Here is a 26377-nt window from a genome sequence, read left to right on the forward strand (position 1 = left end):
TATGCAAAAGCGCCAAAACTGCATACAACATTCTGGACGAGGTTGAGCTTTTCTCCTAAGGTTGATGTACGGCGAAGCGATCGACGGCCTCGGAGCACAAGAATCGGCCGCCGCAATTTCTTGGGAGGAAGACAGTGATGAGAACGTTTCTGTATAGCGCCGCAACCGCTGTCCTGCTCGGCGCCGGTCTGGCGTCCGGCGCGGCGGCAGAGGAATTGAAGGCGTCGCATCAGTGGCCCGGCGGCACCGGAGACATGCGCGACGAGATGGTTCAGATTATCGCGCGTGAAGTGAATGCCGCCGATGTCGGGCTGACGATCAGGGTGTTCCCGGGTGCCTCGCTGTTCAAGCCGAAGGACCAATGGAACGCGATGATCAAGGGCCAGCTCGACATCACGGCGTTTCCGCTGGATTACGCTGGCGGCAAGCATCCGCAATTCCATCTCACGCTGATGCCGGGCTTGGTGAAGAACCATGAGCATGCCCGTCGTTTAAACGACTCGGCGTTCATGCAGGAGATCAAGTCGATCATGGACGAGGCCGGCGTGATTGTCCTCGCGGACACCTGGCTCGCCGGCGGCTTCGCCTCCAAGAACAACTGCATTCTCGAGCCCGACGACATCAAAGGGCAGCAGACGCGCGCCGCCGGTGCGGCGTTCGAGGAGATGCTGGCCGGCGCCGGGGCGTCGATCGCCTCGATGCCGAGCTCCGAGATCTACACCGCGATGCAGACGGGGGTGCTCGACGCTACCAACACCAGCTCGGAAAGCTTCGTGTCCTATCGGCTGTATGAGCAGCTGAAATGCATGACGGCGCCGGGCGAGAACGCCCTCTGGTTCATGTACGAGCCGATCCTGATGGCGAAGGAAAGCTTCGAGAGCCTCGACGAAGAGCAGCAGCAGGCCTTGATGGCGGCCGGCGACAAGGCCGAGGAGTTTGCCTTCACCGCCGCCAAGAAAGCCGATGCGAACATGGTCGAGGTGTTTGAGAAGGCCGGGGTCGAGGTCGTGACGATGACGCCCGAGCAGGCGCAGATGTGGCGGGACATCGCGAAGGAGACTTCGTACAAGAACTTCGCCGAGAACGTAGAGGGCGGGCGCGAGCTGCTCGACATGGCGCTCTCGGTCGAATAACGCAGCGTTCTCTGGCGCGGAACCGCCGGCGGCACCTCGCTGCCGGCGGCCCGCTTCGGATTTCTCCACAATGAATGTCTTCATCCGCTTGGTGACCGGCCTTTCGCGCCTCAGCGGCGTCGTTGCTGCTGGACTGATCGCTGCCGCCGTCCTGGTCGTCTGCCAAATGGTCTTCGTCCGCTATATTCTCGGCCAGTCGACGGCTTGGCAGACGGAATTCGTCACCTATGCCCTGATCGCCGCGACCTTCGTCGGCAGCCCCTATGTCCTGCTCACCCGCGGGCATGTGAATGTCGATCTGCTGCCGCTCTATCTCGGGGGCAGTGCCCGGTTCGCGCTGGCGCTGTTCGCGGCGGGGATTTCCTGCCTGTTCTGCCTTGTCCTCGCCTGGCGTGGGGCCGTGCTGTGGTACGAGGCGTACGACCTCGGCTGGCGGTCGGACACGATCTGGTCGGTCCGGCTGTGGATCCCCTATTCGGCGATGCCGATCGGCATCGGCCTCCTGTCGCTTCAGTATATCGTCGACATCGCCAATCTGATCCTCGGCCGCGAGCCGCCGTTCGGCATTCATCCGGAGGACCGCCTGTGAGAGACCGTCGATGAGCCCCCTTACCATCGGCGTGATCGTCTGCGTCGTCACTATCCTGTTCCTGATGTCGGGCGCCCCGGTCGCCTTCGCGCTCGGCATCGTGTCCCTCGGCTTCCTCCTGATCTTCGACGGCTTCAACAGTCTGGGATTCGTCGCGGAGACGCTCTACTCCTCGCTCGAGGATTTCACCCTCGTGTCGATTCCCATGTTCATCCTGATGGGGGCCGCGGTGGCGTCGTCGCGGGCGGGCGGCGATCTCTATGAGGCGTTGGAGCGCTGGCTTTACCGTGTCCCGGCCGGTCTTGTCGTTTCAAATCTCGGCGCCTGCGCCATCTTCGCGGCATTGAGCGGCTCGTCGCCGGCGACCTGCGCCGCGATCGGCAAGATGGGCATTCCCGAGATGCGCAAGCGCGGCTATCCGTCCGGGCTGGCGACGGGCGCGATTGCCGCCGGGGGCACGCTGGGCATTCTCATTCCGCCGAGCGTGACGCTGATCCTCTACGGCGTGGTGACGGAGACATCAATCGCCCGGCTTTTCCTCGCCGGATTTCTTCCTGGCCTTCTCCTGACCAGCCTGTTCATGGCCTGGTCGATCTTCGTCACTTGGCGTTCCGGCCGCAGCTTCATCGATCCCGAGACGCACTATTCCTGGCGCGACCGTTTCAGCATCCTGCCGCGCGTGCTGCCCTTCATCGGCATCGTCGCCGGCGTGCTCTATGTCCTCTATGGCGGCGTCGCGACGCCGTCCGAAGCTGCCGGCGTCGGCGCGCTGCTCTGCATCGTGATGGTCATGGTGATCTATCGGATGTGGCAGCCGAGCGGGCTCTGGACGATCCTGCGCGACAGCATGCGCGAATCCGTCATGATCCTGATGATCATCGCCACCTCGGTGCTGTTCAGCTACATGCTGTCCAGCCTCTATGTCGCCCAGGCACTGGCGGAATGGATCGCGGCGCTCGAGGTCAATCGCTGGATCCTGATGCTCTGGGTCAACATCTTCCTGCTGGTCTGCGGCTTCTTCCTGCCGCCAGCCGCCGTGATTCTGATGACTGCGCCAACCCTGTTGCCGATCATCATGAACGCCGGTTTCGATCCGATCTGGTTCGCGATGATTCTGACAATAAATATGGAGATCGGGTTGATAACCCCGCCGGTCGGCCTCAATCTCTACGTCATCAACGGCATCGCCCCCGACGTCCGGTTGCAGACTATCCTTTGGGGCGCGCTGCCGTTCATGCTCTGCATGGTGCTGGGCATCGTGATCCTGTGCATCTTCCCGGGAATCGCGACCTGGTTGCCCGAGTATCTGATGGGACCGGCGTACTAAGCAGGTTTTCGGAACTTCGGCCATATGGGCCGGGCTCGGAAAACCTGCTGAACTCTAGGGCCTGATCCGATCACATTGGACCGATGTGATCGGTGAATCAGTCCCCAATTGTTTGGATGAGAGGACGATTCACCGATCAGGCAGGTTGGTCCAACCTGATCGGATCGTGCTCTAGAGTCTGCGGGCTTGTCTTGGCCGGGCCATTTGTAGCCCGATCAAGACAAGCCTGCTTAGGGATGGGCGATGAATCAGGCACTTCCGAGCTCCTTCTTTGATCGCACGGTCCTGAATCTTCGGAATGCCTGGCGCGATATCGCCGCGCGCGGCCGTTCGTCCTCGATCGCCCAGACACGCCCCGACCTTCCGGACGACGACATCCAGCGACTGCGCAAGCATATCGTCGAATGTCTCGAGAACCGCGGCGGCGAGGTTTCGGCGCGGGCGCGGGCGGCGGAGCTCGGCCGCTGCTTCCTCGCTCTATCCCCGGACGGCCGGAAGCGCTTCCTGCAGGTCCTGGCGCGGGAGTTTTCGACCGACCGCGACCGTATCGATGCCGCCATTCGCAGCTATCAGGCGGCCGAGGAACCCGCGGCGGCCGTCGATGCCGAGATCGCGTTGCGGGACGCGCTGGTCTCGCCGCGACTGCGGCTGCTGATGCAGCTGACCGCCTTGCCGGACGGCTTCAAGTTCCTCGTCGATCTCCGGGCGGAGCTGCTGTCCCACCTCGCTTCGGACCGGTCGCTGATCGCGCTCGACAAGGACCTTCAGACCCTGTTCACCTCCTGGTTCGACGTCGGGCTTCTGGATCTGCAGCGCATCACATGGGATGCGCCGGCCTCGCTGCTCGAGAAGTTGATCGCCTATGAGGCGGTGCATGAAATCCGCTCCTGGGGCGATCTCAAGAACCGCCTCGACTCCGATCGCCGGTGTTATGCCTTCTTCCACCCGCGAATCCCGAACGAGCCGCTGATCTTCGTCGAAGTGGCATTGGTGGCCGGGATGTCGGGAAATATCCAGCGGCTGCTCGATGAAACGGCACCGCGGGAGGATCCGCAGAGCGCCGACAGCGCGATTTTCTACTCGATCTCGAACACCCAGAGGGGGCTGCGGGGGATCAGCTTCGGCAACTTCCTGATCAAGCAGGTGGCGGACGACCTGTCCCGCGATCTGCCGGGTCTGAAGACCTTCGCGACATTGTCGCCAATTCCCGGGTTCCGGAAATGGCTCGAGCGCAAGCTGGCCGAGGGCGAGCCGAATTTGCTGACCGCGGCGGAGCGCAGCACGCTGAAGCTGCTCGATCCCTCGCGCGGCGCCAAGGGTGGCCTGAAAGCTCTTCTGGCGCGGCCCGGCTGGCAGGAGGCACCGGAAATCGCCGAAGCTTTGGAGCCGGCGCTGTGCCGGCTCGCCGCACGCTATCTCGTGCGCGAGAAGGATGCCGGCAAGCCGCTCGACCCGGTCGCACGGTTCCATCTCGCCAACGGGGCGCGGGTGGAGCGGATCAACTGGTTGGCCGATACCTCGCCCAAGGGCTTGCGGCAGTCCGCCGGGCTGATGGTGAACTATCTCTACAAGCTGAGCGAAATCGAGGACAACCATGAGGCATTTTCGGCCCACGGAAAGGTCGCAATTTCCAATTCGGTGAAGGGGCTGCTCGGCCGTTCATAGAAGACTAAGGGTCTACGCCTATTAGTGAAACCGGATTGTCAGGTGACAGGACGGGATAGCTGCGTTAGAAGGCCCCCGCCGGCGTTGACGGCTCCATTTCATCGGAGGGGTGATGGAAGCGCAGTTCCCCGACGTGCGATCGATGGTCGCCGCCCTGAAGCCCAGCTATCCGGTCTATTGTCTTCGGCCCGAGGTGCTGCGGCGGACGACGGAACGATTCCTCGAGCTGTTCCCCGGCCGCGTGCTCTATGCCGTGAAATGCAACCCGCACCCGCGCGTGCTGCGGGCGCTCTACGAGGCCGGTATCCGTCATTTCGACACGGCGTCCCTGCCGGAGATCGCGCTCGTCCGGGAAAGCTTTCCCGACGCCGGCGCCTATTTCATGCATCCGGTGAAGAGCCGGGCGGCGATCCACACGGCGGAGCGGGTCTATGGCGTCGATACCTTCATCGTCGACCACGCCGAGGAGCTGGTTAAGGTCCTCGACGAGACCGGCGGCGGCGAGGGGGTGACGATCGTCGTGCGCCTCAAGACGCCGCCGATCGAGGGGACGTTCTATCATCTGGCCGCCAAGTTCGGCGCCGATCAGGACGATGCCGCGGCGCTGCTGAGGGAGGCACGTTCGCGCGGCTGCCAGGTCGGTCTGGCGTTCCATGTCGGCTCACAATGCCTGGTGCCCGGCGCCTACCGCCAGGCGCTGGGAATCGTCGGCGAGGTGCTGGAGAAGGCGAAGACACCGATCCAGGTACTCGATGTCGGCGGCGGCTTCCCGGTGCAGTATGTCGGCACCAACATGCCGCCGCTGGAGGACTATATCGCCGAGATCGAGGATGGGGTGAAGGAGCTGAAGCTGCGCCGCGATTGCGTCTTGATGTGCGAGCCAGGCCGCGCGCTCGTCGCCGACGGCGTCTCGCTGGTCGTCCAGGTCCAGCTCCGCAAGGGCGACCAACTCTACATCAATGACGGAATCTACGGCTCGCTCAGCGAAATGGTGACGGCGGGCCTGAAGCTGCCGGCGCGGCTCGTGCGGCTCAAGGGCAAGCCCTCGGAGCAGATGCGGGCCTTCATCCTGAACGGACCGACCTGCGATTCGCTGGACGTGCTGCCCTCGACCTTCGATCTGCCGGAAGATGTGGGCGAGGGCGACTGGATCGAGATCGACCGCGTCGGCGCCTACAGCCACGCCCTCGCCAGCCGCTTCAACGGCTTCTATCCGGAGACCCTTGTCGCCGTGAACGACAAGCCGATCGGTGCCGGTTGACTCTAAACGGCCGGCGGAACCGGGCGCGTCTGGCGGAGGTCGAGGGCGGTGTGGACGGCGAGCGCCGCGAGCACGATGACGCCGCCGATGAGCGCCGGAACACCCGGGTTCTCGCCGAGGAAGAGCCAGACCCAGACCGGGCCGAGAATGGTTTCCAAAACGGAGACCAGGGCTACCTCCGCGGCCGGCGCGAGCCGCGCGCCCGCCGTGAACAGGACCAGGCCACCTCCGAACTGAACCGCTCCGAACAGCACCAGAAGGCCCATGTCGCTGGCGCTGACGGCCAGCGGGGCTGCGAAGGGCAGGGCGAACAGCGCCGCGAAGACGGCCGCCAGGCAGGTGGCCGGCGTCATGCGGACTTCGCGCTGGCGGCGCGTCGTGACGATGGCGACGGCGAATGCCATGGCGATCACGAAGGCGACGAGGTCGCCCGCGGCCGACCCCCGGGCGAAGGAGTTCGAAACCATGATGGCGATGCCGAAAAACGCAGCCGTCATCGCTATCCAACTGCGGGCGCGGACCCGCTCGCCCAGCAGGACCCGGCCGAGCAGGGCAGCCAAGAGGGGCGAGGTGCTGAGGATAATCAGCGTGTTGGCGACGGTGGTCAGGTTCACCGCGATCACGAAGCCGGTGGAGGCGGTGGCGAAGCAGAGCGCGACTACCAGCCCCGGGCCGCCCATCCGGCGGAAGAGGTCGAGCGTTCTCCCGCGATCGCGGATCGCGATGAAGCCGAGCAGGAACAGCGCCCCGAAGATCGAACGCCAGAGGATCGTGGTCCATGGATCGGCCTCGATCCCCCGGACGATCAGGCCGCCGCTGCTCCACACCGTCGCCGCGCCGGCGACCAGCAGCAGGCCGCGGCGCTGCAGAGCCGCTTCGCCGGCCGAAGCCGCAAGGCCGTTCGGCAGGCTCGTCATTGCCTGCTTGCCACAGCGCGGACAATTCCGCGCACCTGGGGCTTGCCGGTGCGCACCGGCCGACCGATTTGGAATTTTGCCATGATTCGACCGCAATTCTGACGAAACTCGGCCGTGATACGAGGCCGGGCGCAGAACCGACGCCAGCTTCTCCGTAGCATGACCATGGCAGGCAGAGAAAGAACTCTTCTGATGGGTGGCAATTCTGATGGGCGCATGAGAAACGAGGGAGTCTTAAGTCTGAACCCGCACGGCTTTCACCGGATCGCCTATACGGATTGGGGCGACGCTGCGGCGGACCGGACGGTCATCTGCGTTCACGCCCTGACGCGGAACGGGCGCGACTTCGACCGGCTGGCCGGAGCTCTCGCCGAGGACTGGCGGGTCGCCTGCCCGGACATTGCCGGGCGCGGGCGGAGCGACTGGCTGGCGCACGGGGCGGACTACAACTATCCGCAATATCTTGCCGACATGACCATGCTGATCGCGCGGCTGGGGGCCGGCGCGGTGGATTGGGTCGGCACCTCGATGGGCGGTCTGATCGGGATGATGCTGGCGGCGCAGCCCGGCACGCCGATTCGCCGGCTGGTGCTGAACGATGTCGGCCCGTTCCTGCCGAAGGCGGCGCTGGCGCGGATCGCCGACTATGTCGGCCAGGACCCGCGCTTCGCGACGCTCGATGAGCTCGAGGCCTATCTGCGCCGGGTCCATGCGCCCTTCGGCCCGCTGTCGGACGAAGCCTGGCGCCATATGGCCGAGCACGGCCACCGCCGGCTGGAGGATGGCGGCTTCGCGCTCGCCTACGATCCGGCGATCGCCCAGGCTTTCAGGCAAGGGGCGCTTCAGGACATGGATCTGTGGCATGTCTGGGATGCGGTCCGCTGTCCGGTTCTGATTCAGCGCGGCGCGGAATCGGACCTGCTCACGGCGGACATTGCCACGGAGATGACGCGGCGCGGCCCGCGCGCCGAGCTCGTCACCATTCCGGGCGTGGGCCATGCCCCGGCGCTGATGGACGCGGAGCAGATCGCTCTCGTCCGCGACTGGCTGGTGGCCCGGTGATGAAGACGACGACCGGGTTCCCGCCCTTTCGGGCACGCCCGCCCTGGTGGGGCGGCGATCTGCAGACGCTGCGCGGCTATGTCCTGCGGCGGCTTCCGAGCCTCGACGGCTATTCGGCGGAGCAGATGGGGTTTCCGATGAGCGACGGCTCCGGCGACACACTGCTGGCGACCTTGAACCGGCCGAAGCGTGCGACGCGGCGGCCGCTCGTCATCCTGATCCACGGCCTCACCGGCTGTGAGGACAGCCGCTACATGCGGGCCAGCGCCGCACATTTCCTGTCGCTGGGCTATCCGGTGTTGCGCCTCAATCTGCGCGGGGCCGGGCCGTCGCGCAACCATTGCCAGTACCACTACCACGCCGGACACAGCGCGGACCTGCGGACGGTGATCGGTCAGATGGACGGGCGTCTGGCGGCAAACGGGCTGTTCTTGATTGGCTACTCCCTCGGCGGCAACATGCTGCTGAAGCATCTCGGCGAGGAAGGGCGGCGCGCGCTCGTCCTCGGCGCCGCCAGCATCTCGGCGCCGATCGACCTGAAGGCCGCGCAGCGCCGCATGATGGCGCTCCGCAATCGCGCCTATCATGCCTATATCCTCGGCCGCATGAAGGTGGAGTTCGGGCCGTTCATGACCGCGGCCGGAGCGCATCTGGCCGACCTCGCCGCGATCCGCAGCATCTATGCGTTCGACGACAGACTGGTGGCGCCGCGCAACGGCTTCGCCGGCGCCGAGGATTACTACGCGCGCTCCATGGCGCTGCAGTTCCTGCCCGAGATCCGGGTGCCGACACTGGTGATCCATGCGCGGAACGATCCGTGGATCCCCATAGACTCCTATCTCGGCTTCGACTGGGCAAGCAATCCGAAGCTCGTGCCGTTGCTCCCCAAGGGCGGCGGCCATGTCGGCTTCTCCGGCGTCGGCGGCAAGGCCGCCTGGCATGACCGCTGCATCGCGCGATTCTTCGGCAGCTTGGCGGGATAGCCGCTGACGCACCGGTGATCGCACGAAAGAACGGCGGCTTCCGCGCGGAAGCCGCCGCATGTCTTTCGGGAAGTGACGGGCCGGCTTACGACGCCTGCCGACGCCGGATGATGCCGAGGGCCAGCAAACCAGTGCCGAGCAGCACCAGCATGCCGGGTTCAGGGACCGGGCTCGGGCCTGGGCCCTCTCGTGTAACGCTAATGAAGGTCTCGAACACGTTCGTCTGGTTTTCCTGGGTGAGGAAGCCAAGGCACCCTGCAGCCTGACCGACGAGAGCGCAGGTCTCGGCACTCTGCGGTGTCAGCTGGGTCGAGCCGAAGAGCAATGTGTAGGTTTCGCCGTCGAACGTGAACGTCTCGGACGTCGGTCCGACCGCGACCAGCGCGAAGAAATCGTCGCAGACGCTTTGCGCATCGGGAACGCATTCTCCGCTCCGATTCGGTGTCTCGTTGAACGCGAACTCGAAGAAGGTTTCGATCGGGCCCGTCTCTCCGCCGATGGGCGGTTGTTGGGGTGTCAGGACGGCCCGTGCGGTCAGCGTGCCGCTGGTGAGGAACTCGGACTCGAACTCGGTCGGGATGGGAAAGTTGAAGTGGACCAGATCGGGTCCAGGTGCCGCTGGTCCGTTCGTCGTGACCTCGCCGCTCTGCCGGCCGGGATCGGTGTCGGCGCCCTGAACTTCCAGCGCGCTCCTCGTTCCGCCGAAGCTTTCCGGCCACTCGATCCGGGTCGGCGCGCCGAGTGTCGGATTGTCGTTGAGCCCGACAACACCGGCTGGTGCGAACTCGGTGAAGGCGTTGTCGAGTGTATAGTCCCATACATCCACGACCACCGCGGAAGCCTGCCCCGTCGCGCCGACCAGCAACGCGAAGGCCAGGGCACCGCCCCCGGCGTATCTTTGCCATTTATCCATGTGGCGCTCTCCGTTCCTAAGGAACTCCATCCCCGGTCAATTCCCGAAATTTGCGCCCATCGACCGATTGGTGAATCGGTCCATGCAAGATCCGCGCCTCAGACGTTTTCTCTTTTTCCGTCAAAACCTTCTTCATCCGCGGCAGGTTTCGACCCGCCTCGGAGGAGCGAAAAATTAAGATTCGTTAAGAATCTTGACGCTCGATCGGCGTCCAATGGGGCCGATTGGCGGGTTTCGAGGGTCACTTCCCCAAAAGGAAGATAAAGCTTCTCGATATTTCAAGTGGTTAGAAAATATCTCCTTCGTGTTAACGATTGTAAATTTTTTCAACATGGAGACGGTGGGGTCTCCCCGATAGAGAGCCGAACTCGAGGAAGTCGTTCCGTCGGTGCCTGCGCGTGGCGATCGGATCACGTTGCAGCGCCCGGCCAGCATATCCGGCCCCGGCACAAACGACCGCCAAGTTCACGATCCGGATGAAGTTGTAAAATCGGCCGACGCCTTCGCCGCCGTGAGAAGCCCGATATCGACTCGGAAAGGCCGCTTCAGCCCGCCACGCGATCGATGCTCACCGCCACATGGAGAATGCTGATGCTCGAACCGTCGGTATAGATTCTGGTCTCGTCGGTCTCGCGGAAGGTCACGCGCACCAGACCGTTTGGGCTGGTGCCTATGGCTTCGGTGGCGGGGCTTTCGGCGAGGCGGGTCAGCAGGCTCAGCACGCGGTTGACGGCGAAGATGTCGTCTGTGGTGATCTGGCCGGTCTCGCCGGCGCCGTCCGGGACGACCGGTCTGCGGTCGGGCGCCAGAGCGAAGGTTCCGCGATAGGGGTCGAACCGGTCGCCGGGCGATAGCACGCTGATCGTGAAGTCGCGCAGGTCGTTCACGGCGGCGGTCACAGGCCGCTCGACCACCGCGACGGCGCGGCGGCCAATCACCTCCCACAGGCCATCGTCGCCGGGCACGACCACGGCGGTCTCCTCGTCGATGCCGACGCCGATTGGGATGCCGTTGCGGGCCAGCGCATAGAGATGCCGGCCGAGCAGGCCGCGCGTGAAGAAATGTGCATCCACCAGCACGCCGTCGACGAGCTCGAACCCCGGCGCCTGGAAGAGTTGCCCATAGGTCAGGGCGGCCATGCTGCTGCCGGCACCGCATTCGCACAGGGTAATCGGCCCGACGATCATCGCGCCCGCGCTGGCGCCGGACAGGGCCGCGCCCTCGGTTTCGAACGTCTCACGGATCGCGCCGAGGGCGCGCGAATCGCGACCGTCGGGGCGTAGCGCGGTCGACAGGCGCTGGGGATTGCCGCCGCCGAAGAAGTAGCCGCTGCAGGAGCGCAGCAGATCGGCAAGGGCCGGCGAATCGGCGTTGGCGCCGTCGACATCGACGGTGCGCAGTTCCACTCCCTCATAGCCTCGGAAGAACCGGCGCAGATCGACGCCACCCTCGAACGCCGTGTCGATCAGGCAGAGGGTCGGGTCGACTCCCGCCTCGGCGACGATCCGGCTCAGGATGGCCGGGTTGCCGTAACCGCCGCCGTCGAGCACCAGGGTGCCGCGCCCCGGCTCCTGCGGAAGCGGGGGGATTGCGACGGTCGGCTGCAGGGACGGAAGCTGATAGTCGGGAAAAGCCCCGGTCTGTCCGCCTTCGGGGCCGGCGCAGGCGCCCAGCAGGACCGTGAGCAGGAGAGACGGTCCGGCGCGAAGCAGGCGCCGAGCCCGCGATGGAAAGCAATCCTTCAAATCGGTCGCTCAGATCGTCGACGCTTCGGTCGAACTTATCGCGACGGTCACGGATGCCTCGTGCCGAACGGGGAAGTTCACCGAATTCGCGATGAAGCATTCCTCATGCGCCCGCTCGTGCAATAGATCTGCCTTGACCGGATCGCTCGTCGCGTCGATCGAGACTCTTGGATGCAGCGTCACTTCGGTGAACCGGATGCGCCCGTCCTGGAACTGCATCGTTCCCGTGGCCTCGTCCTCATAGGCGAGGACCCGGATTCCGCCGCGGGCGCAGAGGGCGAGATAGCTCAGCATGTGGCAGGCCGAGAGAGCCGCGACCAGCCACTCCTCGGGATTGTGCAGCGCCGGGTCACCGCGGAAGATCGGATCGGCCGAGCCGGCGAGCGCCGGCTTGCCGTCGATCTCGACCACATAGGCGCGGGAATAGGCGGCATAGGTCGTGGTCGGCCCCTCCGCCGCGCCCGTCCAGCGGGTCCGTAGCCGGTAGTGATGTGCGTGAGCCATGATACCCCGAGACTCACCCGGCCTTGAGCCGGCGTGCCGTCTCCACGGCGGCATAGGTCAGGATCGCATCGGCGCCGGCACGCTTGAAGCCGAGCAGGCTTTCGATGATCACCCGGTCGCCGTCGAGCCAGCCGCGCTCGATGGCGGCGCGCAGCATCGCATATTCGCCGCTCACCTGATAGACGAAGGTCGGCATCGCGAAGGCGTCCTTCACCCGGCGCAGCACGTCGAGATAGGGCATGCCCGGCTTCACCATCAGCATGTCGGCGCCCTCGGCGATATCGAGGGCGCATTCCCGCAACGCCTCGTCGCCGTTCGCGGGGTCCATCTGGTAGGTCCGCTTGTCGCCCTGGCCGAGCGCCGTCTGCGATCCCACCGCGTCGCGGAACGGGCCGTAGAAGGCCGAGGCATATTTCGCCGCATAGGCAAGGATGCGGACGTTCTGGTGACCCGCCGCGTCGAGCGCATCGCGCAAACATCCGACTCTCCCGTCCATCATGTCGGAGGGCGCGATCACATCGACGCCGGCCTCGGCCTGCGCCAGCGCCTGGCGGCACAGAACCTCGATCGTCTCGTCATTGAGGATCCGGCCGTCGCTGAGAATCCCGTCATGCCCGTGACTGGTGTAGGGGTCGAGCGCGACGTCGCAGATGACCCCGATCCCAGGTACCGCGCGCTTCAGTTCACGGACCGCCCGATTGCACAGATTGTCCGGCTTCCAGCACTCCTCGGCATGGTCCGACTTGCAGCCGGGCGGGACGACGGGGAAGAGGGCGACCGCCGGAATCCCGAGCTCGGCCGCTTCACCGGCGGAATCGATCAGCGCCTCGATAGAGAGCCGCGCAACGCCCGGCATCGAAGAAATTTCGACGCGCGCCGCACCGCTATCCTGCACGAAGACGGGCCAGATCAGATCCTCGACGGCAAGCCGTGTCTCCGCGACCAAGCGCCGTGTCCAGTCGTCAGCACGGTTACGTCGCGGACGCACGCGCGGATATTGGCCCGGCGCTGCACTTGCTGCGGCCGGGCGGCTGCGGGCGATCTCCTCGACGGGCCGCAGGAGCGGATGGTCGAGAGGTTTTGTCTTGGGCACGGCGGACTGATCCCGAAAAGCAGGTCGATTGCGACCGGATATTAGGCCGTCCAAAGGTCCCGGGTCCAGACAACAGCGCATCAGACGGCCCCGGGCAGATCAGCCATGCATAGAACGCAAGGCAGCATATCATAAGCCTGCTTATGTTATCGGGCATCAAAACAACCCACAAGACGGTCTTCAGGCTTTTCCCATGCCCTCAGAAAGTTTGGATCGGAATCTCGGATTCCTGCTGCACGATGTTGCCCGTCTGCTGCGCAAGCGGTTCGATCAGCGGGCCCGCACGCTGGGCCTGACGCGGGCGCAATGGTCGGTGCTCGCCCATCTGGCGCGCAACGAAGGGATCAATCAAGCCGCGCTCGCCGAAACTCTTGAAATCGAGCCGATCACCCTCGTACGCCTGCTCGACCGGCTCGAGGCGGCCGAGTGGGTCGAGCGCCGGCCGGATCCGAACGATCGTCGCGCCCGGCTGCTGTATCTCAAGGACAAGGCCCATCCGGTCCTGGAGCAGATGCGCGCCCTCGGCGCCGTGACCCGCGAGGAAGCCATGGCCGGCCTTTCGGATGCGGCCCGTCGGCAGTTGATCGAGACGCTGCTCGCGATCAAGGCGAATCTCTCGACACAGACGGTCGGCGAGACCGAGGAGGAGATCCGGAGGGCACGTCATGGCCGATGGTGACGCCACTGTTCTTCAGGAACCCAAAGCTTCGGCTGAGCTGGATGATGGGATGCGGCAGGCGGCCCGCCGCAAACGGATCCGCTGGGTTCTCCTGACCCTCGGCCCGCTCCTGCTGCTCGTCCTGGCCGTCTACGGCTATGTCGCGGGCGGGCGCTACGTCTCCACCGACAATGCCTATGTAAAGGCGGACGTGACGACGATCAGCACCGATGTCGGCGGTACGGTCGCCGCCGTCGCCGTGCGGAACAACGAAGCCGTTTCCGCCGGGCAGTTGCTGTTTCGTCTCGATGACGAGCCCTACCGCATTGCGCTGGCCGGCGCCGAGGCGCGGTTGGGGATGGTCCGCAACGAGATCGACGCGCTGCGCGCCACCTATCATCAGAAGCTGGCCGAGCCGGCCGGGCGCGCGGCGCTGAATGCGGAGATCACCCGTCAGGCGACGGCGATCGCCTATCTCAAAGACTTCAAGCTGATGATGCTGGTCGCCCTCCTTGCCATGCCGATGATCCTGCTCCTCAAGCCGGCGCGGCGGAACACCGGGCCGGCCGTCGCGCTGGACTAACTGTTAGCGCGTCTCGCGCCTGGCGCCTGAACCCGCTCCTTTGGGAAGCGGACGGTCGCCGTCGTACCGGCGCCGAGCGCGCTTTCGAGCGCGAGCGTGCCGCCGTGCACCTCGGCGAGGGACTTGGCGAGCGGCAGGCCCAGGCCGGTGCCACCATGCTTGCGGCTGAGCGCGCTCTCGACTTGACCGAAGGGCTTCAGCTTCGTTGCGCTGGAGGACGGAAAGCCTAAATTGCTTTGCTCGCAGCAGTAGATGGGTGTGAGAATGTGGCGGCCACTTCCATCGGTGCGCGGAGTACCGAACGGAGACGAATGAAGCAGAAATCATCCCTCCTGGCCGCCGGCGAGCGGCGCTTCCGGCTGCTTATCGAGGCGGTCACCGACTATGCCATCTACCTGCTCGACCCGAACGGTTATGTAATCAGCTGGAACCCGGGCGCGGAGAGCATCAAGGGCTACACCTCGGAGGAGGCCATCGGCCAGTCCTTCGCACGGTTCTTCACCCCCGAGGACCAGACCCAGGGAAAGCCGGCCCGCGCCCTTGAGGTGGCGCGGAAGACCGGCCGCTTCGAGGATGAGGGCTGGCGCGTCCGTAAGGACGGCAGCCGCTTCTGGGCCTTGGCTGTGCTCGATGCTGTCCGGGAGGAAGACGGCTCCGTCATCGGCTTTGCAAAGATTACCCGCGACATCACCGAGCGCAAGATGGCCGAGGAGGCGTTGCGGGCGAGCGACCGGCGCTTCCGATTGCTGGTCGAGGGGGTGACCGACTACTCCATCTTCATGCTCGATCCGCATGGGCGTATCACGAACTGGAACAGCGGCGCCGAACTGATGAAGGGCTACACGGCTCAGGAGATCGTCGGCCAGCACTTCTCGCGTTTCTACACGGAGGAGGACCGCCGGAAGGGCGAGCCCCAGCGCGCCCTCGAGACCGCCATGCGTGACGGCAGGTGCGAGAAGGAGGGCTGGCGTGTCCGCAAGGACGGCAGCCGTTTCTGGGCGAGCGTCGTCATCGATCCGATCCGCGACGAGGGCGTGCTGATCGGCTTCGCCAAGATCACCCGCGACATCACCGAGCGGCGGCAGACGCAGCAGGCGCTGGAGGAGACGCGCGAGCAGCTGCTCCAGGCCCAGAAGATGGAGGCCGTCGGACAGTTGACCGGCGGCGTCGCCCACGACTTCAACAATCTGCTCCAGGCGCTCTCCGGCTGTCTGCAGATGGTGGAGCGTCGCGTTTCCGATCCCCGGACCCGCGCGCTGCTGGAAACCGGCCATCAAGCTGTCGAGCGCGGCGCCAAACTCACTCAGCAGCTGTTGGTGTTCGCCCGCCGCCAGGCGCTGCGCCCGGAACCCGTCGACGTCCGCGACCGGCTGCTCGGCACGTCCGAGTTGCTGGCACGCGCAATGCGGGCAGACATCCGGCTTGAGCTGGACCTGCAGCTGGACCTATGGCCGATCGAAGTGGATCCGACGCAGTTCGAGCTCGCCATCCTGAACCTCGCTTTCAATGCGCGCGATGCCATGCCAGATGGCGGAAACCTGCGGATCGAAGGTCGCAACATGACCTTCGCGCCAGGGCAAATCCCGGAGGGGCTTGCCGGCGACTTCGTTCAGCTCTCGATCACGGACACCGGAACGGGGATGTCGGAGGAGGTTCTGGCGCGCGCCGTCGAACCGTTCTTCACGACCAAGGGAGTCGGCGAGGGATCGGGGCTGGGATTGAGCCAAGTCTACGGCTTCGCTCGGCAGTCGGGTGGCGGCGCTCGCCTCGAGAGCGCCTCCGGACGAGGCACGACTGTCACTCTGCTGCTGCCGCGCTCGGCGGTCGATGCGCCAAACGTCCTCGTTGCCGCATCTGCGGCGGGCAATGCGAGGGGCGGGCGCATTCTGCTTGTGGAAGACGACCCGATTGTAGGCCCGCTCGTCAGTGGAAGCTTGGAGGATCTGGGCTATGTCGTGGTGCAGGCGGCCACGGCCGACGCCGCCCTCGCGATTCTGACAGGCGGCGCGCCGGTCGATCTCCTCTTCACCGACATCGTCATGCCGGGCACGACGAGCGGCGTGGAACTCGCCTGGGAGGCGCGGCGGCTGCGGCCGAATCTGCCTATCGTGCTGACGACGGGCTACAGCGAGCAGCTGGCGGCCGGCGCCAGCTTTTCCGTGCTGGCGAAGCCCTATCGGATCGAAGCGCTCGTCAAGACACTCGAGACAGAACTGGGGCGGAGGCCGCGGGAATCGTAAGACCAGACGCGGTCGTTCGTCGGAATTGCGGCCTTAGCCCATTTCGCCTACTCCGCCGCCTGCACGTCCTTCGCGGCGGCGAGGGCCTGGTCGAGGTCGGCGAGAATGTCGTCGATATGCTCGAGCCCGACCGACAGACGGACATAGCTCTCCGAGACGCCGGCCGCAAGCTGCTCCTCCGGGGTGAGCTGCGAGTGCGTCGTCGTCGCCGGATGGATGGCGAGGCTGCGGGCGTCCCCCAGATTGGCGACATGATAGAAGATCTTCAGGGAATCGATGAACCGCCGGCCGGCCTCGCGTCCGCCCTTAAGTTCGAACCCGACGAGACCGCCGAACCCGCCTTTGAGATAGGTCGTGGCGCGCCGCTTCTCCTCACCCTCCATGAAGCCCGGATAGATCACGCGGGTAACGCTGGGATGCCCCTTCAGATAGTCCGCGACCGCCTGGGTGTTCCGGCAGTGCTCGCGAATGCGCAAGGGGAGCGTCTCCAGGCCCTGCAGGAACAGAAATGCGTTGAACGGGCTCATGGCGGCGCCGAGATCGCGCAGGAGGATGACGCGAGCCCGGAGGACGTAGGCAATCGGCCCCAGCGGCTTGACGGCCTGCGTCCAGACGGCGCCGTGATAGCTCGGGTCCGGCTGGTTCAGCATGGGGAAGCGGTTGGCCTGCGCCTCCCAGTCGAAATTGCCGCCGTCGACGATCATGCCGCCGATCGAGGTGCCGTGGCCGCCGATATATTTCGTCGTCGAATAGACGACGACCGCAGCGCCGTGGTCTAGCGGTCGGCAAAGGATCGGCGCGGCCGTGTTGTCCACGATCAACGGCACGCCGTGGGCCCGGCCGATATCGGCCACCTCGCGAATCGGGAAGACCTGCAGCTTGGGGTTGGGCAGGGTCTCGGCATAATAGGCGCGGGTCCGCGCGTCGGTCGCCCGGGCGAAGTTCTCGGGGTCGGCGGGGTCGACGAACCGCACCTCGACTCCCTGCTCCTTCAATGTGTTGGCGAACAGGTTCCAGGTGCCGCCATAGAGGTCGGTCGAGCTGACGATGTTGTCGCCGGAGTGGGCGATGTTCTGGACGGCCATGGCCGAAGCGGCTTGGCCCGAGCTCACCGCCAGCGCCGCCGCGCCGCCCTCGAGCGCCGTGATGCGCGCCTCCAGCACCGCGGTAGTCGGGTTCATGATCCGCGTGTAGATATTCCCGAGTTCCTTCAGCGCGAACAGGTTTGCGGCATGCTCGGTATGCTCGAACTGGTACGAGGTCGTCTGGTAGATCGGCACGGCGACCGACCCCGTCGCGCTGTCGCTGCGGTAGCCGGCGTGTAGAACCAGCGTTTCGGGATGCTTGCTGTCAACGGTCATGACTGTCTCCGGGATTCAGATTTTTGCTAACTGTGGGTTGCTTTGATCCATCACGTCAAGCCGCCGCGGCCGCAAGCCCTTCCCACCGGTTGCATAAATGTACTATTAACTACGTATACGCGTGGCAATCGCCCTGTAAACGCCCCATTAATCTCCTGCTGGTAAGCAGACGGCTTGAGAGTCGAAAATCGTGTCAAGGAGCGCCCCCGTGAAGAAGTCTTATCTTGAGACCATAGCGCTGGTCGAGCGGCTGCATCGGCAGTGCCTCGAGGTCATCAAGGCGGACCTCGACCGCCTCGGGATTCGCGACCTGAACAACGTGCAGGCAATGATCCTGTTCAATATCGGTGGCGACGAACTGACCGTCGGAGAGTTGACCAACCGCGGCTACTATCTCGGCTCGAACGTGTCCTACAACGTCAAGAAGATGGTCGAGAACGGCTATCTGGTGCAGGAGCGTTCGTCGCATGACCGCCGCGCGGTTCATGTCCGGCTGTCGCCCAAGGCGCTGACGGTCTGCGAGAAGATGCATGCGATCTTCGATCGGCATGCGGCGCTCCTGACCGAAGGCACGTTCGCGGAGGACGAGCTGACGAACGTCAATCAGACGCTGCGCAGGCTGGAGCGGTTCTGGGCGGGGACCCTCGATTATCCCGTCCGCGCCCCTGTCGTGACCAGCGCCGCCTAAAGGCTTTTACGGGTTCGCAGGAATCCCCACCTCGCCATTGCCGGGCTTGACCCGGCAATCCAGGGAGCCGGGTGAGAATCCTGCCCCGTGGCTTCTGGATGCCCGGATCGAGTCCGGGCATGACATGCAAAATACCCTCGAGCCTAGTCGTAATCGGCTCTAGCTGCGAGCCTTCATGGCCCGGACGTCCCGCCGCTTTCGGCGGGCTACAGGAGTGGTTCGTGCGGCGAGACCCTGCTCTCGCGGTGCACGGAGATGCTCAGCAGCAGTCCGCATCCGATCAGGAAGGTGAAGATCGCCGTTCCGCCATAGGAGACGAGCGGCAGCGGGATGCCGACGACGGGGATCAGCCCGGAGACCATGGCGATGTTCATGAGCAGATAGAGAAAGAAGGTCGTCGTCAGCCCAAGCGCCGTGACGCGGCCGAACTGGCTCTTGCTCCCGATGCCGATGAGATAGCCGTAGATGAGGACGATCCCGAACAGCAGCAGCAAGCCGATGGCCCCCATCAGTCCCATTTCTTCCGCCAGCACCACGAAAATGAAATCCGTATGCTTCTCCGGCAGGAACATGAGTTGGCTCTGGGACCCCATGCCGAAGCCCTTGCCGCTCACTCCGCCGGAGCCGATCGCGATCGTCGACTGAAGAATGTTGTAACCGGCGCCGAGCGGATCGCTGCCTGGATCGAGGAAGGTGAGCACCCGATCTTTCTGGTAATCATGCAGGAACTGCCAGCCCACAGGCGCCGCCACCAGCACCCCGCCCGCGGCGGTCCAGAAGATCCATACCGGCACGCCGGCGGCGAACATAACGGCCCCGCTGCCGAACGCAAGCAAGGCCGCGGTTCCGAGATTGGGCTGGAGGAGGACCAGCACCACGGGTGCGGCGGTCATTAGGAGAGGCGGAATGAGGGCCAGCGGAGCACGCAACCGGTCCAGCGGAATCTGGTGAAAGTAGCGGGCCAGCGCCAGAACCAGGGCAATCTTCATCAATTCCGATGGCTGCAGCGTGAAGACGCCGAGGTCGATCCACCGTTGCGCACCCATGCCGATCTGCCCGATGACCTCGACGGCGACGAGAAGGAGCAGACAGGCGAAATAGGCTGGATAGGCCAGCCGGAACCAGTGTTGGACATCGATCATGGCGAGCACGATCATCAGCATCATGCCGCAGCAGAGCCGGATCAGGTGGCGGCCTGCCCAGGGCTCCCACGCCATGCCGCCGGCGGAGTAGAGAAGGGCCACGCCCGAGGCGGAGATGAGGCAGAGCGTGAGAACCAGCCCCCAGTTCAGGGACCGGAGCTTCTGAAAAATGTGAAGGTCTGCCTCGGAAAACCGCGTCGGCTTCCGTGTGCTCAATTGCAGCATCGAGTCACCGATGGAAAAATCGGGGTCTGGTCCCCCGAAGAGCTACCATTCAAAAACATCCTTAAGAAAGGAAGAATGACGGCGCGGTCTTTGATGATCCTGTCGCCCGATAGGCCGGCTCGGCCGTGACCTTTGAACCTTAGTGCCTAACAGAGCCCGTCCACGGCCGCCGGGCGCAGCCCAACGCAGATCATGGACGGGCTCTGTTAGGCACTCTTAAAGACGCGTCGCGGCGAGCCTTTCTTCGTCGAGCTCGACTCCCAAGCCGGGCCGGTCCGAAAGGACGATCCAGCCCTCCGGATCGACCGTCACCGGCTCCGCCAGCATATAGTCGCGGCGGTCGAGGCTCCATTCCGGCGGGTCGTAGGGGAACTCCAGGAACGGCGCGCCGGTGCAGCCGGCGACCAGATGCACGTTCGCGATCAGCCCGACACCGTTACCCCAGGTGTGCGGCGTGAAGATCATGCCGTGCTCGAGCGCCATCTGCCCGACCCGGCGCAGGCCTGTGATGCCGCCGACCAGCGCCACGTCCGGCTGCAGCACGTCGAGGCAGCCGCGCTGGATCAGCGTGCGGAACTCGTGCGGCTCCCGCGTCATCTCACCGCCGGCGATGCGGAGATCGACGGCCTGCCGAAGCGCCGCCATGCCGTCGTAATCGCCGCGGTGCAGCGGCTCCTCCATCCAGTACACGTCGAGATCCTCGAGATAGCGCGCGATCTCGACCGCATCCTTCAGCGACCAGGGCTGTGCGATGTCCCACGGCATGCGCCAGCCCTGATTGCAGTCGACCATCAGCGTGAGCTCGTCGCCGACCTCGTCGCGGATCGCCTCGAGCGCCTCAATGTCATTATGCCAGTCGCCCCGGTGGAACCGCACCTTCATCGCCGGGAACCCCTCTTCGAGAAAGCGGCGCGCCGTTTCCGCCATTTGGCGCGGCTGCCGCAGCGTGCCCGAAGAGGCATAGGCGCGGACCCGGTCCGAGAGGCCGCCCAGCAGCTTGTGGCAGGGCTGCTCGGCGATCTTGCCGGCAAGGTCCCAGAGCGCGATGTCGAGCGGCCAGCAGCGACCGTAATGGAAGCTTAGATTGGCGAGGATGCGGTAATGCCGCTCGATCGCCAGCGGGTCCTGCCCGATGAACAGATGCTCGTGCCCCTCGAAGCCCAGCATCAGGTCGCCCGATCCGATCCCGACCAGGCCGTCGTCGGTCGTGACGCGGACGATCGTGGCGTCCCAATGGGTCCGCGGCCGGCTGTCCCAGCTCGCATGGAACGGCGGGTCCATCGGCAGTCGGTGATGGCTGATGGCGATGTCGGTAATTTTCATGAAGTGCTGCCTTCGGTGGGGCGAGGGGCCGAACACTTTGCCCGCGACTTTGCGCGAAAGCTATGGCTATCTAGGTTGCGTCGGAATTCCGTGACCACTCGCCATCCTTCGACAAGCTCAGGATGAGGATCTCATGTTTAGCCTGTCGAAACATGGGGTCCGGGTGATTGGGACTCCGAGGCGCCTGTTCCTCTTCCACCGTCAGTGAAACCAGCTCCATGCCCCTTACAAAATTCAGCTTTGGACCTACCGCACCCGTCGCCTTCGGCATCGACCGAGTGGAGCGATTGGGCGCGGATGTCGCCGCGGTCGCCGGCACCGGCGCACCTGTCCTGATCGTCGCCGACCCGGGGGTCGCGGCCGCTGGGCTCGTCGATCGGGTAGAGGCCGTTCTGCGCAAGGACGGCCTGACGGTGGAAGCCTTTACCGACGTGCGCAGCGATCCGCTGGGCAATCAGATCGACGGTGCGGCGGATCGCGCGCGGTCGCTCGGCGCGGCCTGCATCGTCGGCCTCGGCGGCGGCTCGGCCCTGGACGTGGCGAAGCTCGCCGCCGCGATCGCCCCGGCCGACCAGCCAGCGGAGCATTACGCGCTGGCACAGAACCCGCTGCCGGCCCAGGGGCTGAAAAAGATCTGTCTGCCGACGACGGCAGGCACCGGCTCCGAGACGACCCGTACCTCCGTCTTCACCGATGGGCAGGATCGGAAGGTCTGGGCGTGGGGCGAAGCGCTGCGCGCCGATCTGGCCTTGCTGGACCCACGTCTGACGGCGGGCCTGCCACCGCACCTTACCGCCGCCACAGGGATCGATGCGCTGGTCCATGCCATCGAGGCCTGCACGATCCGCCGGGCAAACCCCCTGAACGATGCTATCTGTCTGCAGGCGATCCGGTTGATCGCCCGCAATCTGAAGCGCGCGGTGGAGGCGCCCGACGATCTCGACGCGCGCGGCGCGGTGCAGATCGCCGCAGCCGCCGGCGGAATCGGCATCGACAATTCCGGCACCGGCATCGCCCATGCAATGGGCCACGCGCTAGGGGTGATAGGCCATGTCCATCACGGCCGCGCGGTGGGGCTGTGCCTGCGCGCGGCGCTTGCCTGGAACGCCGAGGCGGAGCCGGCCCGTCACGCCGCGGTCGCCGAAGCGCTGGGCGTGCCGGCCGAGGGGCGGGACATCGCGGCGCTGGCGGCCGAGCTTGCGCCCGCCTATGACCGTTTCATCCGTTCCGTCGGCCTGCCGGTTTCGCTGTCCCGCGACGGCCTCTCCGCCGCCGACACGCAGCGCCTCGCCGAGGCGACGATGGCACCGGAGAACAAGCCGATGCGCGATGCCAACATCCGCGCGATCGCGCCCGCCGACGCCGAACGCATCGCGGCCGAGGTGCTGACGGCGGCATGAAGTTGGGGCGGCATGAAGTTGGAAAGTGGGATAGCTTACGGCGCGGGCATTTCAATAAGCTCAACTTACCATTTCGATCAGCCCCGACTCCTACCTTCGATCCGTCGGCTCTTCTACCCTGACCCGAAATCGGATACGCCGCGACCAACGCATGCTGCGGCGTGGGGCGAAGCGGCAGGCGGGACGGCTGGAAGGCGATGGGTGTGACGAGGATGGCGGAAGGCGAAGCGGCGGTGCCTGTCGGGCGGGCGCTGCCACGCGACGGCCTCCTGCTGCTGGCCGCGATCACGCTGTTCTGGGGCTTGAACTGGCCAGTGATGAAGCTGGCCGTGGCGGAAATTCCGGTATGGACCTTCCGCACGATCTGCCTGGCGGTTGGCGGTGTCGGCCTGTTGGTGATCGGCCGCTTGAGCGGCCAGTCCTTACGCATCCCGAGGCGGGAGCTTCGGCCCCTTCTTCTGACCGCCTTCTTCAATATCACCGGCTGGCATCTTTGCTCGGCCTTCGGGTTGCTTTACATGTCGGCCGGACGCGCCTCGATCCTTGGGCTCACCATGCCGCTCTGGGCGACACTCCTGGCGATACCGATCCTGGGTGAGCGGCTGACCCGAACGACCGCCACCGGTCTCGTCCTCGGGCTTGCTGGCCTCGGTGCCCTGATCCTACCCGAGTGGCGGCAGATCGCGGGACAGCCGATCGGAGTCATGTTCATGCTAGGCGCCGCTGTGTTCTGGGCGGCGGGAACCGTAAGCTTCAAGTATTTCCGATGGACGATCCCGCTTGCGGCGCTGACCGGCTGGCAGTTGCTGCTGGGTGGCGTACCCGTGGCGGTCGGGGCGCTCTTCTTCGATGCCGACTTTGCGCCGACGACGGTCAGTCGCACCGGATGGCTGGCGACTCTCGGTGCCGCGCTCTTCCCGATGCTCTTCTGCCAGTGGGCTTGGTTCAGGGTCGTGGCGCGTTTTCCGGCGGCTGTCGCCGCTATCGGTATCGTGGCGATTCCGGCGGTTGGCGTTTTCAGCGGTGCCCTGCTCCTGGGAGAGCCGGTCGGCTTCGATGTTCTGATATCGCTTGCGCTGGTGTCCGGGGCGCTTGCCGTTGTCCTGATAGGTCCGGTCTTTGAACGTGGTGGGACCGTCCGCAACCGAACCTGACGGCGGGCCAACTCGGGAAAGCTTCCCAGGTCTCTATGTTGCGCGGTCGCGTTCGGAGGAGCGTGATTCCGCCAGCAGCCACTCCCGGAAGCATGTCGTTGCCGCTGTTGCCCGCCAGCCACGCGGTGCGATAAGCCAATAGGCGCTTCCGGTCACGACGGTATTCGGCACGGGAGCAACGAGATGGCGCTCGGCGAGAAGATCGCCGACGAGATGCTCCCAGCCGAGCGCGATCCCATCGCCGGCGAGCGCCGCCTTGAGAACGAGCGCATAGTCGCTGAAATCGAGACGCTTGGCGGCGCGGCGGCCGTGGACACCGGCCTCACGAAACCAATCCTCCCAGGTAAGGTGCCGGCGGTGCCGTTCATGAAGCTCGATCAGCCGGTGATGCGCCAGATCATCCACGGATCGAATCGGCTCCCGCATCTCCAGATAGCGGGGTGCGCAGACTGGGAAGATGGCCTCGCGAGCGAGAGGCCAGGCCTCGTGGTCGGGAAAGGCACCATCGCCGTGGCGAATGGCCAGGGGAATCCGCTCGGCGATCAGGTCGACGGGCCGGTCCGAGGTGAGGACGCGCAGTTCGATTGACGGATGCCGCTCCTGGAAGTTGCGCATGCGCGGAAGCAGCCAATAGCTGGCGAACGCACTAGAGACGACCACGGTCACGGTATCGTGGTTCGCTTGCCGCCTTTCGACGGCCTCGACGGCCTCGTGAATCCGGCCGAGCCCCGCCTTGACGCCTTGCCAGAGACGAAGGCCGTCGGCCGTGAGCGCGACGCCCCGACCCTCCCGCGCGAATAGCGACGCGCCGAGCCGCCGTTCGAGTTGGCGCACCCGAAGACTGACGGCGGGCTGGCTGACGGCGAGTTCGTCCGCTGCGCGGGTGAAGCTGCCGAGCCGGGCAGCCGCCTCGAAGGCCAGGAGATTGGCCAGGAGCGACGTGGAGGACTGAAACTTATCCATAATGCTGGCTTATCATTCGGATCAGCCCACACTCCTACCTCGCCGATGGTGGCTGCGCTACCGTGAATCGAAGCGACGCAGGAACCAGTCCCATGACCAGAGCAGAACAGCACTCGATTCCCTCAACGACGTCCGGCTCGATTGATAACTACGCGCGCACCGGAACGGCCCGGAGCTCGATCGGCCGCACGGTCAGCGACCACGGCGCCGGGCAGATCGATATGGTAGCGCTCCGCGCCTATCGGCTGCAGCGGTTGCAGGCGGAACTGCGCCAACGGGAGATTCCTGCGATCCTCCTGTCCGATCCGGTCAACATCCGCTATGCGACCGGTGTACGGAACATGCAGCCTTGGTCGCTGCACAGCACTTACCGGACAGCGTTCGTGCCGGCGGAGGGGCGGGCGATCCTCTTCGAATATGCCGGTTCGGAGCATCTCGCGTCAGGGCTCGAGACCGTTACTGAAGTGCGCCCCGCCGTCTCCCGCTTTTGGGCGGGGGAGCCGGCCGGCACCGATGGTCATGATGATCGCAAGGTGCGTCTCTGGGCCGGCGAGGTCGCAGACATCCTGCGAAAGCATGGCGGCGGGATGTTGCTCGCGATCGACCGCCATATCGATCACTTTTCGGCCTGCACACTTGAAGAGGCGGGGATAAGGCTTGTGCCGGGGCAGCGGATGCTCGCCCAGGCGCAGTCGATCAAGTCGCCGGAGGAAATCGCCTGTATGTCGGCTTCGATCACCGTCGCCGAAGCGGCACTACACCGGCTGCAGAAGGCGCTCGAGCCCGGGCTGACGGAGATCGCCTTGTGGTCGATCCTTGAGCGAACCAACGTCGAGATGGGCGGCGAGTACATGGATACGCGCCTTCTCTCGTCGGGCGCTCGAACGAACCCGTGGTACCAGGAAGCGACGGACCGCATGGTGCGACCGGGCGATCTGGTGGCGATCGACACCGACATGGTCGGTCCCTTCGGTTACGACGCCGATATCAGTCGGACTTTCTTCTGTCCATCCGGACGGCCGTCGGGCGAGCAGCGCCGACTCTATCGCTACGCCTGGGAGCAGCTGCACCACAACCTCGAGCTGGTCCGCCCGGGTGCCTCATTCCGCGAAATGTCCGAGACGGCCTACGAACTTCCCGAGGCGTTCCGCGCCCGGTCGATTTCGATGACCTGGCACGGCGTAGGCCTCTACGGCCAGTGGCCGACCATCGTCGGCCGCGGACACTTCGCCGATAAGGGCACGGACGGCGTGGTCGCGCCCGGCATGACGCTCTGCTGCGAGAGCTATGTGGCCGCCGAAGACGGTATCGAAGGAGTGAAGCTCGAGCAGCAGGTTCTCGTGACCGAGAGTGGATTTGAGCTGCTCTCCACGTTTCCGTTCGACGACGTGTTGCTTGGCCGGGAGATCTGAGCAAACGGCGGCGGGTCGCCCAACCAAGCTCGAACG

The 26377-nt window shown here is 65.2% G+C and carries 24 protein-coding genes; 14 read left to right on the forward strand and 10 right to left on the reverse strand.

Annotation, left to right across the window (positions count from 1 at the left end; genetic code table 11):
- Positions 1–137 precede the first annotated feature (137 nt).
- From DT069_RS00310 to DT069_RS00330, 5 genes are all read left to right on the forward strand, one after another.
- Positions 138–1133: a TRAP transporter substrate-binding protein gene (locus DT069_RS00310; protein ID WP_119458281.1), complete on the forward strand. Its 996-nt coding sequence runs from the start codon at positions 138–140 to the stop codon at positions 1131–1133.
- A 70-nt stretch (positions 1134–1203) separates the two neighbouring features.
- Entirely contained in the window at positions 1204–1722 is a 519-nt protein-coding gene (locus tag DT069_RS00315; RefSeq protein WP_119458282.1) for a TRAP transporter small permease, read from the forward strand.
- A gap of 10 nt (positions 1723–1732) precedes the next feature.
- The gene (locus tag DT069_RS00320) at positions 1733–3049 is read left to right on the forward strand and encodes a TRAP transporter large permease (protein WP_119458283.1); all 1317 of its coding nucleotides are present in this window, start codon (positions 1733–1735) and stop codon (positions 3047–3049) included.
- A gap of 243 nt (positions 3050–3292) precedes the next feature.
- Complete coding sequence (locus DT069_RS00325) at positions 3293–4714, forward strand: malonyl-CoA decarboxylase (RefSeq protein WP_119458284.1); 1422 nt, start codon at positions 3293–3295, stop codon at positions 4712–4714.
- Between the two features lie 112 nt (positions 4715–4826).
- A complete protein-coding gene (locus DT069_RS00330) occupies positions 4827–5975 on the forward strand; it encodes a type III PLP-dependent enzyme (protein WP_119458285.1) in 1149 nt (382 codons plus the stop codon).
- Positions 5976–5977: 2 nt separating this feature from the next.
- Here DT069_RS00330 and DT069_RS00335 read toward each other — a convergent pair whose 3' ends face one another.
- Positions 5978–6892: a DMT family transporter gene (locus tag DT069_RS00335; protein ID WP_119458286.1), complete on the reverse strand. Its 915-nt coding sequence runs from the start codon at positions 6890–6892 to the stop codon at positions 5978–5980.
- Positions 6893–7108: 216 nt separating this feature from the next.
- Here DT069_RS00335 and DT069_RS00340 point away from each other — a divergent pair, with 216 nt between their 5' ends.
- Together DT069_RS00340 and DT069_RS00345 are read left to right on the forward strand one after the other, a co-directional pair.
- Entirely contained in the window at positions 7109–7954 is an 846-nt protein-coding gene (locus DT069_RS00340) for an alpha/beta fold hydrolase (protein ID WP_119458287.1), read from the forward strand.
- Positions 7954–8937, forward strand: a complete 984-nt coding sequence (locus DT069_RS00345) for a YheT family hydrolase (protein ID WP_425449895.1) — start codon at positions 7954–7956, stop codon at positions 8935–8937. The genes DT069_RS00340 and DT069_RS00345 overlap by 1 nt, the downstream gene beginning before the upstream one ends.
- An 85-nt stretch (positions 8938–9022) precedes the next feature.
- Here the strand turns inward: DT069_RS00345 and DT069_RS00350 are convergent, their stop codons facing one another.
- The 4 genes from DT069_RS00350 to hemB form a co-directional block, all read right to left on the reverse strand.
- Positions 9023–9850 carry a THxN family PEP-CTERM protein gene (locus DT069_RS00350; protein WP_162912889.1) on the reverse strand — a complete coding sequence of 276 codons (828 nt, stop codon included), beginning with the start codon at positions 9848–9850 and terminating at the stop codon, positions 9023–9025.
- Positions 9851–10395: 545 nt separating this feature from the next.
- On the reverse strand, positions 10396–11595 hold the full coding sequence (locus tag DT069_RS00355; RefSeq protein WP_119458289.1) for a cyanophycinase: 1200 nt from the start codon (positions 11593–11595) through the stop codon (positions 10396–10398).
- A 9-nt stretch (positions 11596–11604) separates the two neighbouring features.
- Positions 11605–12099 (reverse strand): OsmC family protein, encoded by a 495-nt coding sequence (locus DT069_RS00360; protein WP_119458290.1) that lies wholly within the window; start codon positions 12097–12099, stop codon positions 11605–11607.
- Positions 12100–12112: 13 nt separating this feature from the next.
- Positions 12113–13192, reverse strand: coding sequence for a porphobilinogen synthase (gene hemB, locus DT069_RS00365; protein ID WP_425449896.1), 1080 nt, complete (start codon positions 13190–13192; stop codon positions 12113–12115).
- Between the two features lie 208 nt (positions 13193–13400).
- Here hemB and DT069_RS00370 point away from each other — a divergent pair, with 208 nt between their 5' ends.
- Both DT069_RS00370 and DT069_RS00375 read left to right on the forward strand, forming a co-directional pair.
- Positions 13401–13871 (forward strand): MarR family winged helix-turn-helix transcriptional regulator, encoded by a 471-nt coding sequence (locus DT069_RS00370; protein ID WP_425449897.1) that lies wholly within the window; start codon positions 13401–13403, stop codon positions 13869–13871.
- Complete coding sequence (locus DT069_RS00375; protein ID WP_119458293.1) at positions 13858–14433, forward strand: HlyD family secretion protein; 576 nt, start codon at positions 13858–13860, stop codon at positions 14431–14433. The genes DT069_RS00370 and DT069_RS00375 overlap by 14 nt, the downstream gene beginning before the upstream one ends.
- Here the strand turns inward: DT069_RS00375 and DT069_RS00380 are convergent.
- The gene (locus DT069_RS00380) at positions 14430–14753 is read right to left on the reverse strand and encodes an ATP-binding protein (RefSeq protein ID WP_119458294.1); all 324 of its coding nucleotides are present in this window, start codon (positions 14751–14753) and stop codon (positions 14430–14432) included. The two genes, DT069_RS00375 and DT069_RS00380, sit on opposite strands and share 4 nt — an antisense overlap.
- Here DT069_RS00380 and DT069_RS00385 point away from each other — a divergent pair.
- On the forward strand, positions 14745–16673 hold the full coding sequence (locus tag DT069_RS00385; RefSeq protein WP_119458295.1) for a hybrid sensor histidine kinase/response regulator: 1929 nt from the start codon (positions 14745–14747) through the stop codon (positions 16671–16673). The two genes, DT069_RS00380 and DT069_RS00385, sit on opposite strands and share 9 nt — an antisense overlap.
- 47 nt (positions 16674–16720) lie before the next feature.
- Here DT069_RS00385 and DT069_RS00390 read toward each other — a convergent pair whose 3' ends face one another.
- Positions 16721–18034, reverse strand: coding sequence for an O-acetylhomoserine aminocarboxypropyltransferase/cysteine synthase family protein (locus tag DT069_RS00390; RefSeq protein ID WP_119458296.1), 1314 nt, complete (start codon positions 18032–18034; stop codon positions 16721–16723).
- Positions 18035–18242: 208 nt separating this feature from the next.
- On the opposite strand from DT069_RS00390, the gene DT069_RS00395 reads away from it, so the two are divergent.
- Positions 18243–18722, forward strand: coding sequence for a MarR family winged helix-turn-helix transcriptional regulator (locus tag DT069_RS00395; protein WP_119458297.1), 480 nt, complete (start codon positions 18243–18245; stop codon positions 18720–18722).
- A gap of 206 nt (positions 18723–18928) precedes the next feature.
- On the opposite strand, the gene rodA is transcribed toward DT069_RS00395, so the two are convergent.
- Together rodA and DT069_RS00405 are read right to left on the reverse strand one after the other, a co-directional pair.
- Positions 18929–20089: a rod shape-determining protein RodA gene (rodA, locus tag DT069_RS00400; RefSeq protein WP_119458298.1), complete on the reverse strand. Its 1161-nt coding sequence runs from the start codon at positions 20087–20089 to the stop codon at positions 18929–18931.
- A 216-nt stretch (positions 20090–20305) separates the two neighbouring features.
- On the reverse strand, positions 20306–21412 hold the full coding sequence (locus DT069_RS00405) for a mandelate racemase/muconate lactonizing enzyme family protein (protein WP_119458299.1): 1107 nt from the start codon (positions 21410–21412) through the stop codon (positions 20306–20308).
- 218 nt (positions 21413–21630) lie between these two features.
- On the opposite strand from DT069_RS00405, the gene DT069_RS00410 reads away from it, so the two are divergent.
- Both DT069_RS00410 and DT069_RS00415 read left to right on the forward strand, forming a co-directional pair.
- Complete coding sequence (locus DT069_RS00410) at positions 21631–22812, forward strand: iron-containing alcohol dehydrogenase (RefSeq protein WP_119458300.1); 1182 nt, start codon at positions 21631–21633, stop codon at positions 22810–22812.
- 197 nt (positions 22813–23009) lie between these two features.
- Positions 23010–23966, forward strand: a complete 957-nt coding sequence (locus DT069_RS00415; RefSeq protein WP_119458301.1) for a DMT family transporter — start codon at positions 23010–23012, stop codon at positions 23964–23966.
- A 33-nt stretch (positions 23967–23999) separates the two neighbouring features.
- Here DT069_RS00415 and DT069_RS00420 read toward each other — a convergent pair whose 3' ends face one another.
- Positions 24000–24929 carry a LysR substrate-binding domain-containing protein gene (locus tag DT069_RS00420; RefSeq protein ID WP_119458302.1) on the reverse strand — a complete coding sequence of 310 codons (930 nt, stop codon included), beginning with the start codon at positions 24927–24929 and terminating at the stop codon, positions 24000–24002.
- A gap of 92 nt (positions 24930–25021) precedes the next feature.
- Here DT069_RS00420 and DT069_RS00425 point away from each other — a divergent pair, with 92 nt between their 5' ends.
- Complete coding sequence (locus tag DT069_RS00425; RefSeq protein WP_119458303.1) at positions 25022–26341, forward strand: M24 family metallopeptidase; 1320 nt, start codon at positions 25022–25024, stop codon at positions 26339–26341.
- The last annotated feature ends 36 nt before the right edge of the window (positions 26342–26377 follow it).

This window comes from Virgifigura deserti (assembly GCA_003576685.1).
Taxonomy (GTDB): Bacteria; Pseudomonadota; Alphaproteobacteria; order Dongiales; family Dongiaceae; genus Virgifigura; species Virgifigura deserti.